General features: G+C 44.2%; 13 protein-coding genes and 1 pseudogene. 3 read left to right on the top strand and 11 right to left on the bottom strand.

Annotated features, from left to right (window positions below):
• Nucleotides 1-83 precede the first annotated feature (83 nt).
• Together AC23N5_RS23900 and AC23N5_RS23895 are read right to left on the bottom strand one after the other, a co-directional pair.
• Nucleotides 84-1,415 carry a dihydrolipoamide acetyltransferase family protein gene (locus AC23N5_RS23900; protein WP_487757548.1) on the bottom strand — a complete coding sequence of 444 codons (1,332 nt, stop codon included), beginning with the start codon at nt 1,413-1,415 and terminating at the stop codon, nt 84-86.
• A gap of 12 nt (nt 1,416-1,427) precedes the next feature.
• Nucleotides 1,428-2,675: a competence/damage-inducible protein A gene (locus tag AC23N5_RS23895; protein WP_487757547.1), complete on the bottom strand. Its 1,248-nt coding sequence runs from the start codon at nt 2,673-2,675 to the stop codon at nt 1,428-1,430.
• A gap of 157 nt (nt 2,676-2,832) precedes the next feature.
• Between AC23N5_RS23895 and AC23N5_RS23890 the strand changes: the two genes are divergently transcribed.
• A complete protein-coding gene (locus tag AC23N5_RS23890) occupies nt 2,833-3,585 on the top strand; it encodes a DUF4197 domain-containing protein (protein WP_487757546.1) in 753 nt (250 codons plus the stop codon).
• Nucleotides 3,586-3,678: 93 nt separating this feature from the next.
• Here the strand turns inward: AC23N5_RS23890 and AC23N5_RS23885 are convergent, their stop codons facing one another.
• From AC23N5_RS23885 to AC23N5_RS23870, 4 genes are all read right to left on the bottom strand, one after another.
• Nucleotides 3,679-4,701 (bottom strand): hypothetical protein, encoded by a 1,023-nt coding sequence (locus tag AC23N5_RS23885; protein WP_183976794.1) that lies wholly within the window; start codon nt 4,699-4,701, stop codon nt 3,679-3,681.
• Between the two features lie 14 nt (nt 4,702-4,715).
• On the bottom strand, nt 4,716-6,002 hold the full coding sequence (rodA, locus tag AC23N5_RS23880; protein WP_487757545.1) for a rod shape-determining protein RodA: 1,287 nt from the start codon (nt 6,000-6,002) through the stop codon (nt 4,716-4,718).
• A gap of 55 nt (nt 6,003-6,057) precedes the next feature.
• Complete coding sequence (mrdA, locus tag AC23N5_RS23875) at nt 6,058-7,977, bottom strand: penicillin-binding protein 2 (RefSeq protein ID WP_487757544.1); 1,920 nt, start codon at nt 7,975-7,977, stop codon at nt 6,058-6,060.
• Between the two features lie 176 nt (nt 7,978-8,153).
• Nucleotides 8,154-9,167: an SMP-30/gluconolactonase/LRE family protein gene (locus AC23N5_RS23870; protein ID WP_487757543.1), complete on the bottom strand. Its 1,014-nt coding sequence runs from the start codon at nt 9,165-9,167 to the stop codon at nt 8,154-8,156.
• A 321-nt stretch (nt 9,168-9,488) separates the two neighbouring features.
• Between AC23N5_RS23870 and AC23N5_RS23865 the strand changes: the two genes are divergently transcribed.
• Nucleotides 9,489-12,188: a 3-coathanger stack domain-containing protein gene (locus tag AC23N5_RS23865; protein ID WP_487757542.1), complete on the top strand. Its 2,700-nt coding sequence runs from the start codon at nt 9,489-9,491 to the stop codon at nt 12,186-12,188.
• A gap of 56 nt (nt 12,189-12,244) precedes the next feature.
• Here the strand turns inward: AC23N5_RS23865 and AC23N5_RS23860 are convergent, their stop codons facing one another.
• The 4 genes from AC23N5_RS23860 to AC23N5_RS23845 form a co-directional block, all read right to left on the bottom strand.
• The gene (locus AC23N5_RS23860) at nt 12,245-12,688 is read right to left on the bottom strand and encodes an acyltransferase (RefSeq protein ID WP_487757541.1); all 444 of its coding nucleotides are present in this window, start codon (nt 12,686-12,688) and stop codon (nt 12,245-12,247) included.
• Between the two features lie 3 nt (nt 12,689-12,691).
• On the bottom strand, nt 12,692-13,834 hold the full coding sequence (gene nhaA, locus AC23N5_RS23855) for a Na+/H+ antiporter NhaA (protein ID WP_487757540.1): 1,143 nt from the start codon (nt 13,832-13,834) through the stop codon (nt 12,692-12,694).
• A 573-nt stretch (nt 13,835-14,407) separates the two neighbouring features.
• Nucleotides 14,408-15,136: a restriction endonuclease gene (locus AC23N5_RS23850; protein WP_487757539.1), complete on the bottom strand. Its 729-nt coding sequence runs from the start codon at nt 15,134-15,136 to the stop codon at nt 14,408-14,410.
• A 200-nt stretch (nt 15,137-15,336) separates the two neighbouring features.
• Nucleotides 15,337-15,840, bottom strand: coding sequence for a VOC family protein (locus tag AC23N5_RS23845; RefSeq protein WP_487757538.1), 504 nt, complete (start codon nt 15,838-15,840; stop codon nt 15,337-15,339).
• Between the two features lie 79 nt (nt 15,841-15,919).
• Here AC23N5_RS23845 and AC23N5_RS23840 point away from each other — a divergent pair, with 79 nt between their 5' ends.
• Nucleotides 15,920-16,261, top strand: coding sequence for a winged helix-turn-helix transcriptional regulator (locus AC23N5_RS23840; RefSeq protein WP_487757537.1), 342 nt, complete (start codon nt 15,920-15,922; stop codon nt 16,259-16,261).
• Between the two features lie 267 nt (nt 16,262-16,528).
• Here AC23N5_RS23840 and AC23N5_RS23835 read toward each other — a convergent pair.
• Nucleotides 16,529-17,261, bottom strand: a pseudogene (locus AC23N5_RS23835) (IS256 family transposase); the annotation flags it as partial.
• Nucleotides 17,262-17,344: the final 83 nt, after the last annotated feature.

Below are 17,344 nucleotides of genomic sequence, written 5' to 3'. Positions count from 1 at the left end.
ACGGCTCGCCCCGACAATATGTCGGGGCGAAAACGGTCTAGAGTCTCTGACGCAATTTAGGAAAAGAAGTTGGCGTAAAACGCTTAGAACAATTTCCGATTCAAGTCAAATTCCGAAAGGTAGTCGCTTACGCGTTTGACAAACATTCCTCCCAACGCACCATCTACCACGCGGTGGTCGTACGAGTGAGAAATATACATCATGCTACGAATACCGATGACATCGCCTTGGGGAGTTTCGATAACCACGGGACGTTTCTGAATGGCTCCAAACGCCATGATGGCTACTTGGGGTTGGAGAATGATGGGCGTTCCCATGATGTTTCCAAATGTGCCAATGTTTGAAACCGTATAAGTGCCTCCTGCAAGGTCGTCGGCAGTCAATTTGTTTTGGCGAGCACGGTTGGCCAAGTCGTTGACTTTTTTGGCAAGCCCAATCAAACTGTATTGGTCGGCGTTGTGAATAACGGGAACAATGAGGTTGCCACTTGGCAAAGCAACGGCCATCCCGACGTTGATGTCTCTCTTTTTGAGGATACTATCGCCTTCTACCGAAATATTGATTAACGGAAAATCTTTGATGGCTTTTACAACCGCTTCAATCAAAAGTGGGGTAAAGGTCAATCCTTCGCCCGTTTGGCGTTTAAATTCATCCTTGATTTGATTTCTCCAAAGTACGATATTGGTCATGTCGGTTTCCACAAACGACGAAACGTGCGGGGAAATACGCTTTGATTCCACCATTCGCTCCGCAATCAACTTCCGCATTCGGTCCATCGGCACCACTTCAATTCCTTTCGAAGTTTCGTGTTTTGGGTTTGCTGTTTCGGGTTTCGGGTTTGTCTGTTGACTATCAACCATGGACTGTTGACTATCGACTATGGACTGTGGACTAGAACTACGACTCGCCAGGTAGTCCAAAATATCCTTTTTGGTAACGCGATTTTCAGCTCCAGTGCCTGCGATTTTTTCGAGTTCTTGGAGGGACACACCTTCCATTTTAGCGATGGTTTGGACCAAAGGAGAATAAAATCGAGTACCAACTGCTTCGCTGGTTGTAGGCGTTGGAGAGGAAGGCTGGAGATTGGCTACCAACGATTGCGTAACCGTTTCGATTTCTTTTTCAAGGGTTTGTACTTCCTTCGACTCCTCGGCCACGGGAACAGCCACCGAACCATTGGTTTCAATCCGAATAATGGCATTTCCGACGGGAACGACATCGCCCTCTTTTACTAAAATTTCTGCAATGACGCCACCGTAAGGAGTAGGAACTTCCGTATCGACTTTATCAGTAGCCACTTCCATCACCGAATCGTCGGCTTCAACGCGGTCGCCTACTTTTTTTAAGATGCCAATGACGGTACATTCCATGACACTCTCACCCATGCGAGGCATCACCATTTCTACTATTGCCATTTTTGTTGATGTTTATCGATTCGCCAAAATCTGTTTTCTAAGTACATTCAAAAGGTAAATTCCTGTGTATTGGATGTTCTGCTCACGGAATTTGCCAAGTTGTAATTTTTGGGTTACGGTGCCTGAAGGCCCAGCGCACGCAATCCAGATTGTGCCAACGGGTTTTTCTTCCGAGCCACCATCAGGCCCCGCAATGCCACTTGCGGCTATGCCGTAGGTTGTTCCCAAGCGCTGACGAACTCCTTCCGACATTTCAATAACAGTGGCCTTGCTTACTGCACCAAACTCGGCCAGCGTTTCTGGTTTTACCCCCAATTGGTTTATTTTAACTTCGTTGCTATAACTCACGATTCCTCCCACAAAATAATGAGAAGACCCAGGGATTTTAGTAAGTAAGTGAGATACATATCCTCCCGTGCAACTCTCGGCAGTGGCAACCGTTTCACCGCGTTCCTTTAATAAACGCCCAACGACCGTTTCCATTTCATCGTCGTCAAACCCAAAAACGAATTCTTGAATCAACGGAAGTACTTTGTCCACTTGTGCTTGATTTTCAGCTTTGAGCTGCTCGGCATCGGTACCTGTGGCCGTGAGGCGCAACTTTACTTGGCCAAAGCTAGGCAAGTAAGCCAAACGGATGTGTGGAGGCAAAGCGTCTTCCCACGCTTCGATGCGTTCAGCCAAAAACGATTCCCCTATCCCCACCGTCCGTATCATTTTATGCTGAATGACGGGGGTTTCAAAAAACTCCTTGAGCTTGGGTAAAATGGCGTTGGTCATGAGGTTTTTCATCTCAAACGGAACCCCTGGCATGGAAATAAAAACCTTGCCGTTACGCTCAAACCACATGCCTGGCGCCGTTCCCCAATAATTGGCAATGTAGGTGCAAGCTTTGGGTAACGCCGCTTGTTGTCGATTGAGCTCCGTCATGGGGCGGCCCCGTTTTACAAAAAACGACGTGATGATTTCCAACGCGTGCTCATTGATAACTAGCTCCGTATCAAAGTATTTGCACATCGTTGTTTTGGTAATGTCGTCTTTGGTAGGCCCCAAACCTCCCGTAATTAGAATGACATCTGCCCTGGCTTCGGCTTCGGCTAATACCTCCAAAATAGCGGCCTCGGTATCACCCACCGATGACTTTCGGATGGGGCGTATGCCAATATTGGTAAGTTCGGTGCCTATCCATTGGGTGTTGGTGTCCGTGATTTGTCCAAACAATATTTCGTCGCCAATCGTGATTACTTCTGCTCTGACCATGTATTCTAATTTTTTTTCAAAGTTAGACAAAATTCTCTTTTGGTATGAACGTTGTACCAATGCTTTAGGTTTGAAAATATAAACGGAGCAATGATGTTACTACCTATAAACATTATTGTCCAAAGGTTAGACCAATTAAAACCCACATTTTTTGTCCATGAAATCTATTATTAGCGTTTGTGTGGCTTTTGTACTCGGAACGAGTGTGTATGCCCAAGATCAGCCAAAGAAAAAAAGTACGTTTGGGGATTTGTTAAAAAAAGCCGAAACGGCCATCAGCGACGTAACCAAGGGAGGTACCAGCCTGACCAACGACGAAATTGTCCAAGGACTTAAAGAGGCCCTTACAGTAGGGATTTCAAACGGTTCGGCGCAAGCTTCGGCGGTGGATGGTTATTACAAAAACACCCTCATCAGGATTCCATTTCCTTCTGATATTCAGAAAGTTGAAACTACGCTACGTAAAGCTGGCTTAGGAAATGAAGTCGATAAGTTTTTGTTGTCGCTTAACCGCGCGGCTGAGGACGCTGCCAAAAAATCTAAACCTATTTTTGTGAAGGCCATCACGTCGATGAGTATTCAGGATGCTTTGGGGATTTTGAAGGGAGATTCGACCGCCGCTACAAGTTATTTGAAACGTACTACGAACGCTGATTTGTACAAACAGTTTTATCCCGTGGTTGACAGTACCTTGAAGCTCAACAATACTACCAAGTACTACGCAGATTTGATTAATGCGTATAATAAAATTCCTTTGGTGCAGAAAATCAATCCTGATTTGAAACAGTACGCTACCCAAAAAGCCGTCGATGGTTTGTATGTACTAATTGCCCAAGAAGAACGCAAAATCCGTAAAGACCCCGTTGCTCGTGCTACCGAATTGTTGAAAAAAGTTTTTGGACAACAGTAGGGAAGGGTTTCAAAAGGCAAGTTGGCAAAAGGCAAATTAGCAAAAGGCAAGTAAGCAAGGGGCAAATTTGCTCTTTGCAAATTTGCCCCTTGCCTAATGTGCCAAAACCAGCTCTAAGCTCTTCATCACGACCTCGCCCATGCTTCGACACTGCAAAAAGCTGTTGTTTCGATAGTGTTGGGCGAGTTCTTTTTTTAACTGGTTTAAGTTATCAGGAAGGCAGATTTGGTCTTCCATCATCACATTCATCAAATCCTGAATCCGTGAACGCTCCACCCGAATCCTCCCCGCAATCAGCGAACGCTCTTCTCGCTGGTATTGGAGTACACTTTCGTTGGTCAAGCACTTCATTCCCAACTCAATGATGGCATTGTTTTGCTTAAAATACTGGGGCAAATACACCGCTTTTTTACCCTCGTACGACTGTTGGTCAAAATCAATGGAGCGGATACGGTAGTAAATCTCTTCAAAGTCGGGGGTAATGTCCACCACAAAATTGCTGGAGTGCATATCGCCCAATAGCCTTACGAAGCAGCGTTCGTTGAATTTGACAAACTCTTTACAAAAACGAATGGCGTTGAGGTTGGGCTCGTTGAGGTAGTTTTTGATAAACATATCCCCAGGAATCCCCGCAATGTGTTCTTCGACCAGTGTATCGCCGCTGGTCATGTAACTGATTCGGTTGGGCGAGAGAATGTGCTCTAATTCAAGGCCATAAATCCGCGACGAATCGGCATTTTTGATGTAAAAATAATCGAAGTTATCGTTCACTTTATTGACAATCCGCACCCGAAAAGGACGAGAATTACCGTACGAACAAACGTCCACGCGGTCCACGTACAAGTGCTTCATTACCGACAAATCACCGTCGGCACGGAGGTCGGCGTAAATGGTTTTGAGGGCATCGTAAATTTCATCAATCTCGCTGTACGAATAAAAAACCGTCTCCCAAAGTGTATCAGTTCCTTTTTTGTCGTAAAGCGGAATGGCGTTTTCGTATCGTAATAAATAGCTGTAATCAATAGGCAATGCTACCTCTCGGTTGTAGCTTTCGAGGTAGCTGCGTAGCTCTTTATTGATTTTAAACGGTTTTTTTTTGTTGGCAATAAAGGCCATATCTATGGAGGAAATTAGGTTCGCGACAGCGTATAAGGTCGCTGCGCGTCTAATTTAAGAAAAATAAACAACAGAATCGTAAAGGACCACATCGAAGAACCCCCGTAGCTAAAAAACGGCAGTGGGATTCCGATGACGACCATGAGTCCGATTGTCATGCCAATATTGACCAAAAAGTGGAAAAACAAAATGCCTGCCACGCAATAGCCATAAGCCCTTGCGAAGCGCGTTCGCTGCCGTTCGGCCAAAAATACGACCCGACACATGAGCCCAAGCAGTAATAAAACTACGGCTGCGCTGCCGATAAAACCGTGTTCTTCGCCGATGGTACAAAAGATAAAATCGGAGTGTTGTTCGGGGACAAAGTTAAATTTGGTTTGTGTACCGTCTAAGAACCCTTTTCCCCAAAGCCGTCCTGAACCGATGGCAATCTTGGATTGTGTTACGTTCCAACCGATACCAGTAGGGTCTAGTTTTGGATCGACCAATACTTTGATACGGTTGCGGTGGTGGGTTTGGAGGACGTTGTTGACCAAAAATTCCACACTGGTCGTAAAAAACATCATTAATCCAAAAATGACGACGAGGTTGATGGCCGTTTTTTTAGTGCGGTCGTACCGAGGAATGATGACGTAATAGACCAAAAATCCAAACAACGTCAACCCGAGAGAAATGTATAAAGGGGAGAAAAACAGCGACAAAATGAACAGCACAATGGCAACTAAGACAATGGAAGGGTAAATGCCAGGCAGTCCTTCACGGTAAAGTACAATCAGGAACGAGACAAATACGAGGGCACATCCCACCTCTTTGGAGGCCACAATGAGCACCATTGGTAATAAAATGATGCCTGCCGTCCAAGCAATGTCTTTCCAACGCGATAGGTTAATGTGGGGTTGGGTGATGAATTGGGACAGAAGTAGTGCCGTTCCTGTTTTGGCAAATTCGGCGGGTTGGAGCGAAAATGAGCCAAATTTAATCCATGATTTGGAGCCTTTGATGTCGGTTGCTACTACCAATACGACCAAAAGGAGCAAAATACAGGCGCCATAAATGAAAGGCGCGAAGACCTCCCAAAATTTGTGGTCGATGACCAAAATCGCAATGACAATAAGCGCAGACGTACCAATAAACATAAATTGGCGCCCTGCGTTGTTGGAAAGGTCAAAAAGCTTGGTTTGTTCTTCGGGGTCATACACGGAGGCATAGACGTTGAACAAACCCATTGAAACACAAGCTGCGTAAATCAAGACCGACAGCCAATCCAAATTCTGAATAATATTTTGTTCGTTACGAGCCATAATGTCGTTTCAAAAAATCAATAAAAAATAACCAATTGGGAGAATCCAGAGCAGCCTAAGGCGCAGGTGCCGCTGTGCTTTTGGGGGCTGTTTGGTGGACAATCGTGGCCTCTGGTTTGAGGGGCGTGGGAGCAACATTTTTGGGTTTTGGTTGTTGCGAACGGGGAAGAATTACGTTTTGAAGGAAGTTTTTATTTTTCCATTCTTGTTCGTAGGCTTTCCGTTGAACGTGCCCATTGAGGTAGCGTTCGATAGCCAAAGAAGCCACAGGAGCGGCTGCAAACCCTCCAAACCCTGCGTTTTCAACAAATACGGCAATCGCAATTTTGGGGTTGTCTTTGGGCGCAAATGCAATAAAAATGGAGTGGTCTTTTCCTTTTTTGTTCTGTGAAGTTCCTGTCTTACCGCACATCTGAATGCCTGGAATCATTGCCCCCCGCGCCACTGTACCACGAACGACGGCCATTTCCATGCCATTCACGACGGGTTCATAATAATAACGGGCAACCCCCGTTTCGTGCTTTTCGTTGTACTCGGGAAGTGGATTGTTGTTTTTCCCAACTCCTTTCACCAAGTGCGGAACTTTAAACCACCCACGGTTGGCAATGGTGGCGGCTAAGTTGGCCAATTTTAGCGGAGTAATGAGCAATTCACCTTCCCCGATGCTGAGGGAGTAAATTTGCCCAAAACGCCATTGGTTTTTGCCAATGCGTCTGTCATAGTATTCAACGCTAGGGAGCACTCCTTTCGCTTCGCTGGGTAAGTCCACGCCAAGTTTTTGTCCGAACCCGAATTTTTCGGTGTATTCGTGCCATTTTTTGAGGCCAATGGAGGAAGCCTTAAACGCATTTTTCTCGGCATTGGCATAAATCATCCGACGGAAAACGTGGTAAAAGTAAGGGTTACACGACAACTGAATGGCACTACTTACACCTGAAAGTGCTCCGTGACCGTGGCATTTCATGGGTGCTCCTGCGTGGCTAAACACACTTCCTGGGCCAATGACGCCCTCTTGCATGGCTACCAGCGCCTGCACGGTCTTAAACGTAGAACCAGGGCGGTAGCTTCCCATTACAGCGCGGTTATAGAGCGGGCGATAAGGGTTTTTTTGAAGTGCGGTGTAGTTTTTTGAAAAATCGCGGGTTGCAAACAGCGCAGGGTCGTAACTAGGTGCAGAAGTAATCGCAATCACTTCGCCAGAGGAAGGCTCAATGGCCACCACAGCACCTGCTTTATGTAGCATCAAACTATCGACATACTGCTGTAAATCTAAGTCGATACTTGTATAGAGGTTTTGTCCTGCCATGGCTACGGTATCCATTTCACCGTCTTTCCAAGCGCCCTTGGCTACGCCGTTCACATCTTGCATGACGTAGCGCACCCCTCGGCGACCGCGAAGTTGCTCTTCATAAAATTTTTCTAATCCACTTTGCCCTACCAAGTCTCCTTGACGATAGTAAGGGTAGTCTTGGTCATCAAGTTGTTTTTTTGAAATCTCGCTTACGTAGCCCAATGCGTGCGCAAGGGTAGGGGCGGAATAGGTCCGAATGGAGCTTTTTTGATAGTCGAACCCAGGGTAGTCCACCAGCGCATCCTGAATGCGGGCAAACTCTTGCTTCGAAAGCTGACGAAGAAAAAGGGAAGGCTTGCGGTAAGAAAATGTTCTGGCCGCTTGCATTAGGCTATCAAACTTGGGACGTGTTATTTTAAATAAATTGCAAAGCGCCAACGTATCGGCTACTCTCACTTTGCTTGGCGTCACGTATAAGTCATATACGAGGGTGTTGAAAACAATCAGTTTTCCGTTGCGGTCATAGACTTGTCCCCGCATCGGCACATCGGGAATGGCGCGGATGGAGTTACTCGCGGTTTCGTACGTATTGTCAAGAACTTGGAGGTACAATAGTCGAAATAGAAAAATTATTCCTACCACCACAAACAACCCATAAACATAAAATTTTCTACTCTCAGACATCTAACTAATGGTTTTAACGTATTATTCCCTCGCTTACTTCTTATTATATAGACAAGTAATTACTTTACAAAGTTCGTAGGTTTTAAGCGATTTACAAGAAATTTTGAGAAGATATTCAATAAAAAAAGAAGGCTTTTGGCCTTCTTTTTTTATTGCGATTTTTAAAGTTTTGTGGCTTACCAACCTGCTCCTTTTACCTTGGTTTTGATGCGGCACAGGTACATATCGGCGGTGATGTACAAGGTGCTGCCGTCGTCTCCCCAGCCGCAGTTGGCGGTGGCTTCACCCGTGTCGATTCGCCCCAACAACTGCCCCGTTGGTGTGATGATTAAGACGCCTCCTGGCCCCGTACACCAGAGATTGCCTTGTTGGTCGGTTTTGAGTCCATCGGGTAGCCCTGCTAATCCTTGTTTGACCATCGGCGTGGCGTCAAAAAGCACTTTCCCTGCGCCAACCGAGCCATCAGCAAGGACAGGAAAGGCCATAACGATGGCTTTTTCGGGGTCCGATTGGGCAACGTAGAGCGTTTTTTCGTCGGGCGAGAAAGCTAAGCCGTTGGGGCGGGTCATTTCTTTGGTGATTAAACTCACCTTGCCGTCGTTGCCCACGCGATATACCCCAAACCAGTCGATTTCGCGAGTAGGGTCGTTGTGTTTGAGGGGCATTCCGTAAGGTGGATCGGTAAAATAATAAGCCCCGCTCGAATGCTGCACCACGTCGTTGGGACTGTTGAATCGTTTTCCTTGAAAATTATCAGCAATGGTTCGTTTGCCTGCATTGGACAACGGCATGGCCGAAATCCGACGGTCGCCGTGTTCGGCTATGATGAGGCGACCTTGTTGGTCGAGGGTGAGGCCGTTGCTGCCAGGTTCATCGCCATAGGTGCCTGCCCCCGTAAAGCCCGAAGGTTTCAAGAAGGGAGTAAGTCCTTCTTTGGCGCTCCATTTGAAGATCGTGTTAGCGGGCACGTCCGAAAACAGCAAACAGTTTTGGGATTTGACCCACACGGGGCCTTCTGCCCAGATGAAACCCGAGGCAAGGACTTCGATTTTGGCATCAGGGGCGACCAAGGCATCGAGTCGTGGGTCGTTGCGGACGATTTTGCCAAGGGTAGGGTAGCTCGACTGCGCTAGAAGTTGGGGGCTGGCAAAAAGCAAGGCCGCCACCGCCCATCGTTGAAAGAAAGTCATGGTTGATAGGTTTAGAGTCTCAATGACCAGAAAAGCAAAAAACGGATGGGATTTAATGGTGAAGCACAATAGCGCGAGCGTCCCCTCTCGCGCTGACTATTTTTAGGCTTCTAGCCTAAGTTGTGGAAAAAGGCTGGGTAAGCCTTGTAATAGTTGTCACGAGCGGGGACGCTCGCGCCATCGGGAGACATACGTTACATCACTCATTTAGTTTACCAATTACCGTTTAATAAAATCTTGCTGAAATAACCTAAGTGGTTATTGGTTAGGTAGTTGTTTATTTCGTCATTTGTGAGATAACCCTTTTACTTTAGCTAAACCATGCCAAAACTATATTCCTTCATCGTCTTTATCTTGTTTGTATCTAGTCAGGCGTTGGCGGTGATTCGCTACGTAAAACCTATTGCCTCTGGTACGGGCGATGGTAGCTCATGGGCCAATGCTTCGGGCAACTTGCAGGCTATGATGAATATTGCTTCTCCCACCATGGATGAACTTTGGGTAGCGGCAGGTACGTATTTTCCCACAGCTTATCCGAGTGGCTGCGCCACGTGCGGTACGGCCAGTACAACCAACCGCAACAATACATTTCTGTTGAAATCGGGGCTTAGAATTTATGGCGGCTTTGCAGGAAATGAAACCAACCGCGCCACCCGAAATTCCCACCTCAACGAAACAATCTTGAGTGGCGACCTCGGTACCAAATACGAAACCAACGACAACGCCTACCATGTAGTAACGGCCATCGACTGCGCTAATAATACCATTTTAGAGCGTTTTACCATCAAAAATGGAAACGCCAATGGCACAACGAGTATTACAGTCGCAGGACGCACTTACTATCGAAGCTGGGGCGGAGGGGTGCTTTGTGTATTTTCGCAAATGAGAATAGCGTTGTGTGCTATCGTCGAAAACCAAGCTACTGATGGCGGGGGTGTACTCAACAACAGTTCTAATACGTACATCACCAACTCGGTCATTGCCGAAAATACAGCAACAGCAGGTGGTGGTGGCGTCTATAACCACGAGGGCTCGGCAGCCGATATGAGAAATTGTACCATTGTCCAAAATACCGCCAATGTAGCGGGGGGGGCGATGTACAACTATAACTCAGGGCCGTTCATTATCAATAACATCATTTGGGACAATAATAGCCCGAGCTTGGCGGGTATTGCTAACAATGGTAGTACCGTTACTGGCTATTCTTCCAATGTTCAAGGTGGGTATTCTACTTGGTGTAGCGATTGTACGAGCTCCGAGCCTCAATTTATGAATCCAGATTTTCCCGCAGGTATTGATGGAAAATGGGGCAGCCGCGATGATGGTTTGCGGATTACGTCATGCACACCTGGCAAAGACCAAGGCACGAATGGCTCTACCGAAGGGGTGGACATGGCCAATCAGACCAGAGAGGTTGATGTCCCTTCTATTCCCAATAATATTGCAAGTATCTCATTGGACATGGGGGCGTATGAATATCAAAATACCGCGCCATCCAATCAAACATTATACGTCAATGTCAACCTTTCAACGGGGCTAAACGATGGGAGCAGTTGGGCCAATGCGTTCAGAGGAGCTACTGCTTTTGGAACGGCACTGCTGTATGCCAACAACTGCGATAACAACACCATTTTAGTAGCCAAAGGCACGTACAAACCGCATCGACGGGCGTTTGGGGTCACGAGCGGATCAAATCGCACCTACACGTTTGCCTTGAAAGGCGGGTTAAAAATTTATGGCGGATTTATGGGTACGGAATTAGTTGCGGACTATTCGACTCAAAAAGCTCGTCAAAATGAAACCATTCTTTCGGGTGACTTTTCTGACAACGACATCGTGACGGGCGAGGGCGGTACATTGGCGATTTCAAACAACGCCGAAAATGCCTACCATGTGTTGAGAACCTATGATGGGGCAAGACAGGTGCTACTTAAAGGTTTTACCATCAAAGGAGGGAATGCGTTAGGGGCTTCTAACCAAAATGGCGGGGGGATTTATGCCTACAGCAGTTTTTCTTTTGAAATAACCGATTGTATCATAAAGCATAACAGTGCCGCTACTGGCGCAGGTTTTTATTTTCGTTTGAGTTCTCCTTTGGTGTTGAACAACAATTATTTTGATAAAAATTTAGCGTCAATTGATGGGGGTGGTTTTTACATTTCGGAAACTACGTTGAAAGCCAATAACAACGTTTTTGCAGGGAATAGGGCGGCTGCGGGGGTAGGTGGTGCGGTGCGCAATGACCTTTATACGTCAGAGTTTTTTAACAATACTTTTTATAACAATTCGGCACAAACTGCGGGAGGGGCGCTTTACACCTACGACCCAGGCATTGCTGGTGCTCCTATCGACATCAATAAAACGTACAACAATATTTTTTACAAAAACGCGATTGGAACAAACACGACGACCATCTATGCCGATTTCTTTATTGAACGAAATGGCCGAGATTTTAAAAACAATATTTTGCAGTTTGCCGCGTCACAATACCCCTTAGACAAAACGCCCAATGGCATTGGGGCTACGGCTTCCAACAATCTTTTTGCGGTCAATCCACTTTTTGTGAGTGAAACCAATTTGCTCGGTCCCGATTTGAGGGGCGGTACTACCGACGACGGCCTACGACTGCAACGAGCCAGCCCTGCCGTCGATGCGGGAACGTATGCTTTGGCTCCCTCTTTTGACATCCTGAATAATCTCCGTTACTTGGTTTTTGACATTGGTGCGTATGAATTTCAGCCCAAAGAAGCCTGTCCCGACAACCGTTACGTTACAGATGCGCCGATTGAGTCTGGAACTCACTACGCAGGCAGGAAGGATAGGTTTGGGTTTTTGCTTGGAGATGGGAACATTACAGCATTAGGAACGGTCGCTACGGGGACGAATGTGGTTTTTGATGCCAGCAAGAGTGTGACGCTATTGCCAGGTTTTGAGACGCAATCGGGCGCTGTTTTCCGAACAAACTTGCAGGGTTGTATCACTTTTGAAGCACCCCCTCTGCCTGCTTCATCTCAAAAGTAATCAGGCTAGAAGCCTTGTAATAGTTGGCACGAGCGGAGACGCTCGCGCCAACTAGACTAATAATACTTAAATAATTGGTTTAGATAGTTTGTTAAGTACAAACATAAGCCAATTATTGATAGGTTTATAAACGCTCTAAAAGTCCATTTTTTATTTGAAAAATCGTAATCTATCAGTTTTGAAATCGTGACGGCTGTTCCCATTAAAAGAAACCAAACAGAGAAAAATAATGAAAGTCTTCCTCGTACCAAAGTCGTGACTAAATCGTGAATAAAACCGCAGAAGACAAATGTCAAAACTAATGACAACCCAACTGGAAGTACTTTTTTGAGTGGTTTGAAAATTTTTAAACCTAAATAATAGCCAAAAATAGGGTTCCAAAAATTCCAAAAGGTAGAAAAGTTTTTGGCTCCAAGCGACCTTTGTAAATTATTTTGAAGTGAGCTTGAATTCCCAATTGGAACCCCATTTCTCTTTTTTACATATTCGGACAATTTCATTATTTAGTCTGCCGTTTGTTTTAGTGTTTGTCGCAAACTGATAAAGCCTAAAAACCCTGCTGTTAAAGAAGAAAGCAAGATTACTAATTTTGAGTTGTTTATGATTGTCTCATCGTCAAAAGCGAGTAGCGTAATGAAAATGGACATCGTAAAACCAATTCCAGCCAAAAGACCAACGCCAAAAATTGATTTCCAATGGAGGTCAGTTGGTAGTTTGCAAAGTCCCAAAGTCACGGCTAAAAATGTTACTACAAAAATACCCAGCGGCTTACCTACGATTAGTCCAAGCGCGATGCCTAAACTGTTGTTTTCTGCTAGAGTGTGAGTTATGTCACCACTAACAACGATGGCGGTGTTGGCTAACGCAAAAATGGGTAAAATAATAAATGCAACGGGCTTGTGTAAAAAGTGCTGCAAAATGTACGAAGTTGATTTTTCGTCTCCGTTGCCGAAGGGAATCGCAAAGGCCAATAAAACACCCGTAATAGTGGCATGAACGCCTGAATGAAGCATAAAATACCACATTGCAATCCCGCCAAGGAGGTAAGGAATTAGGTTTCTTACTTTTAGCCTGTTGAGCACCAAAAGCAAACCAAAAATAAATAACGCAATAAAAAGATTAATCCAAAGCAGTGTTTTGGTGTAGAATATTGCGATTATGATAATAGCACATAAGTCGTCAATAACTGCTAATGCTGTTAAAAATACTTTTAAAGAAGTTGGAACTTTATTGCCTAATAATGATAGAATCCCTAGTGCAAAAGCAATGTCTGTTGCCATCGGAATGCCTGCACCCGACTGTGTTTCAGTGCCATAATTAAACATTAAAAATATTCCTGCGGGTAATAATATTCCCCCAATCGCTCCTAATAATGGCAACAGAGCGTCTTTTATTTTTGAAAGTTCACCAATGTAAATTTCTCTTTCTAACTCCAAGCCGATGAGTAAAAAGAAAATAGCCATAAGGCCGTCATTTATCCAATGTTCAACGGATAAACCCGAAAATTTGCTATGGAAAAAAAGCTGATAATCTGTGCCAAAGGGTGAATTGGTAAGTACCAACGACACAATGGTGCAAGCAATTAAAACAAGTCCCCCTGCTTTTTCGCTCTCAAAAAACTCTTTAAACAATTTAGTTGCTATCATCGATTAGGTCTATCAGTTTGTGGTGGGGAACGTGGCAGGTAGCGGTTTGCCACTTGGTGTTGTAGTGGTAAATTTAGCACAAAAGTTTAACAGATGCACGGACGTTCAATCTGCTACTTCACAGTTCATCGAAGCAAGTTGCTGTTAGACAAGATATTAAGAAGTTGGTCTGCCTCAGAAGCTCCAAATTCTAACGCCAATCTAAGCTTGAGTGTACTCCACAAACGCACCTAAAGCCCACGCAGATACGGGCATTTGTCAAATCGAAGGTGTTTACGATGGGGATTTTGGGGGTGGGGGACGATAGCGCGTGATAGCGCGAGGTTCTGCCTCGTGCTGATTATTTTCAGGCTTCTAGCCTAAGTTGCGGAAAAAGGCTGGAAGCCTTGTAATCGTTGTCACAAGCGGGGACGCTCGCGCCATTGGGGGGCAGTCTTAAAACAAAAAGCAGGTCAAAAACCTGCTTTGAAAGTAGTGGCACCATCAACATAACTTTATAACAAAAGAAAAGGGTTTGGTGAGCTCTCACCGCTACCGAAGGCTTCGTTCAAGACTGGGCGTCCCCCATCGACTTCATGGCTTGGCCTTCGGCCACCACGAAAGCTTAGTTATTAGGTGCTGGCTTTCTAATTCATTAAAGTCAATTTTTAATTGCATTGGATTGTCAAAATTGATTTCTCCAGTGTCGTCTTCATTATATTGATATACACAAATATTTTCGTTCTCAGACTTCCATAAGTAAGGACAATTGCATTTCCAATCTATTTCGCTATTAATAATTCCTCTATCTCCACAATCTTGACAATGAATATAAATGGATTTACAACTACGGCATTTTCCGCCAAGCCACCAATTTATCAATCCATTAACCTCAAAAAAACCATTACTATCAAGAATTACACAATCATCATTACAAACCTGACACATAACCCATTTGTCATCTACTATTAGGTCAGTAGCTTCGTCAATTGTGAATATTCTTAAATCAAGCCCATTAAATTTAGCACTCAATTCTGCAGGTTTTGTCCACTCGTTATTTGTCACAATTATTGCTTTGTCAGCTTTAACAGCTTGAGCTAACATTATTATTTCTTCAACATCCTTCACATCGATTTTATCTTTTCTTTTTTTAGCGTCTATCAATATTTTGAATGTGTGATTTTTAAGTCGCATTTCCCACCAAACATCAATTTGCCTCGGCTGTCCAGTAACTTTATCTGGAATTGTAATGTTCTTGCTTACGACACCAAATTCTGCCATTTGTTCATAAAGTATTCCAATGCTTCCTGATATTCTTGCCAATTCATTATTTTGTTCGTTGTTACTTTTAAGCTTACACCTAACGTTTCGGGGCTTGGCGTTCGGTTGGGATTTTTAGCACAAACGCTGATACGAAGAACCAAAGTTCAAATATACGAAAAAGCGTCAAACGAAGCACTTTGCCCCGCCTGACGCCAAACCCTTGTTACCAGCACGGGCTTTTGTCTGTCGGTATTTTGTTTCTACTTTTTAGGCGACTGAATCAGCTCAATGAGATTTCCTTCGGGGTCTTTTACATAAGCAAAAAATGCTCCTTTTTGAACCGCAGGAGAAGGCTTGGAAACTTCTTTCGCTCCAACTGTAATCAGGTTTTCAAACGCTTCGTTTAAATTACTTACTTCAATGGCTAAATGTCCGTAGCCTTGCACGGAAGAAGCATTTAATGGGTCGGTAAATTCGTGTTCTTTTTTTGAACCTTTTAATTCAATAAGTTCAATTCTGAAACCATTTTTTGCCACAAGCATTACTGTTCTCACTTTGGGTTGTTCCAATTCAAAATGTTGCTCTTCCGTGAGTGCAAAATTATCGGAATACCATTTTTTTTGGCTGTCCAAATCATTTACAGAAAGTCCTGCGTGATGCAAGGTTGCCACAACAGCTTTTGGATTGGTTTGTGCTTTACACATAAAACCTGACAACACTACGGTTGCCAAGACGATTGCTTTTTTACTATTGAAACGTATCATACAATTTATTTTTTGTTCGGTGCAAAAGTAAACACAAAATGATATACATTTGATACCGATAACCTAAAGTATATCAGAAATGAAAAAGAAAGAACTTTCAATGATCGACAAAATAAAATATGTCCAAGACACCATATATGTCATTAGCGGAAAGTGGAAATTACCCATTTTAATGACGATGTATGACGGCAAAAACCGGTTTAGGGAAATTCAGCGAAGTATTCCGAAGATTACAACTCGTGTTCTTTCAAAAGAACTGAAAGATTTGGAAGCAAATAAACTGATAGTCCGAACGGTTTATGATGATTCGCCTGTGTCAATAGAATATACACTCACACCTTACAGCCATACGCTAAAACCTGTCGTTGATGAAATGGTTAATTGGGGTGAAAATCATAGAAAGAAAATTGCAGGTAAATAATTTATGGGGCGTTAGCTGTGAGTCTGAACGGTTGTCTGTCGGGATAATTTTTCTAAAAGTCAGCGAACGACTGTCATACACGGGGAGTGTAATTTAAACTCTGTCTTTTGTTCAAATTTGATTCAAATTTAATTTTTTCTTTCGATTTCAAATGCTTTTTGGGTTTGTTATTGAATTTGTCAAGGGCGGCTGAGGTACGAAGCCGTTTATATACCCTTGACAAATTCAATAACAGGCTATTTTTGCGTTTTATAATTGAAAGAAAAATTACAGGTCCATTCGCATTCGATTGCCAAATTTTATATGTAGCTGTTGCGCAGTAAGAGCCCAATTCTGCAACGGAGAAGTCCATTTTTGACTTATATTTTCAACAGCCAGATAAATTAATTTAAGCAACGCCATATCATTGGGAAAAGCGCCCTTTGTTTTGACGGCCCGCCGCAGCGGTAATTTTACGGACTTGCCTATGAAACCCTTCCACTGCATTAGTAGCGGCCGCCGCTGCGGTGTAAATAAGCCTTCTAATCTGCTCATCATAAGCGAAATACGTTGACAATTTGTGCCAATTATTCTGCCAGGATTTAATCACAACTGGGTACTTGCTGCCCCACTTATCATTAAGTTTATCTAGTTCCAATTCAGCTTTCTCCTTTGTGGGAGCCTGATAGACGGTTTTTAAATCCTGCATGAAAGTCTTCTGATCCTTGGAAGCCACATATTTAAGGGAATTCCGTATCTGGTGAATGATACAGGTCTGAATCTCAGATTGAGGGAAACAAGCCAATATTGCCTCTGAAAAACCAGTAAGGTTGTCCGTACAGGCTATCAAAATATCTTTTACCCCTCTGGATTTTAAATCTGTAAGTACAGATAGCCAGAAGTTAGCACCTTCACTTTCAGATACATACATGCCAATCAAGTCTTTATAACCATGCCGATTTACACCCAATACATTATAGACTGCACGGGTGACAACTCGGCCACCTTCTCTTACCTTGTACGGGGGCGCCCTTTAGGTTTGTACTATGGTAAAATTTCAAGATTGAGTATTTTTAACAAACAGTACCAGAGTGGGCTTCCCTA

The sequence above is a fragment of the Runella sp. R5_40 genome (genome assembly GCF_057652295.1).
The sequence above is the reverse complement of the archived record's forward strand: the minus strand, read 5'-3'. Positions and strand labels throughout refer to the sequence as shown.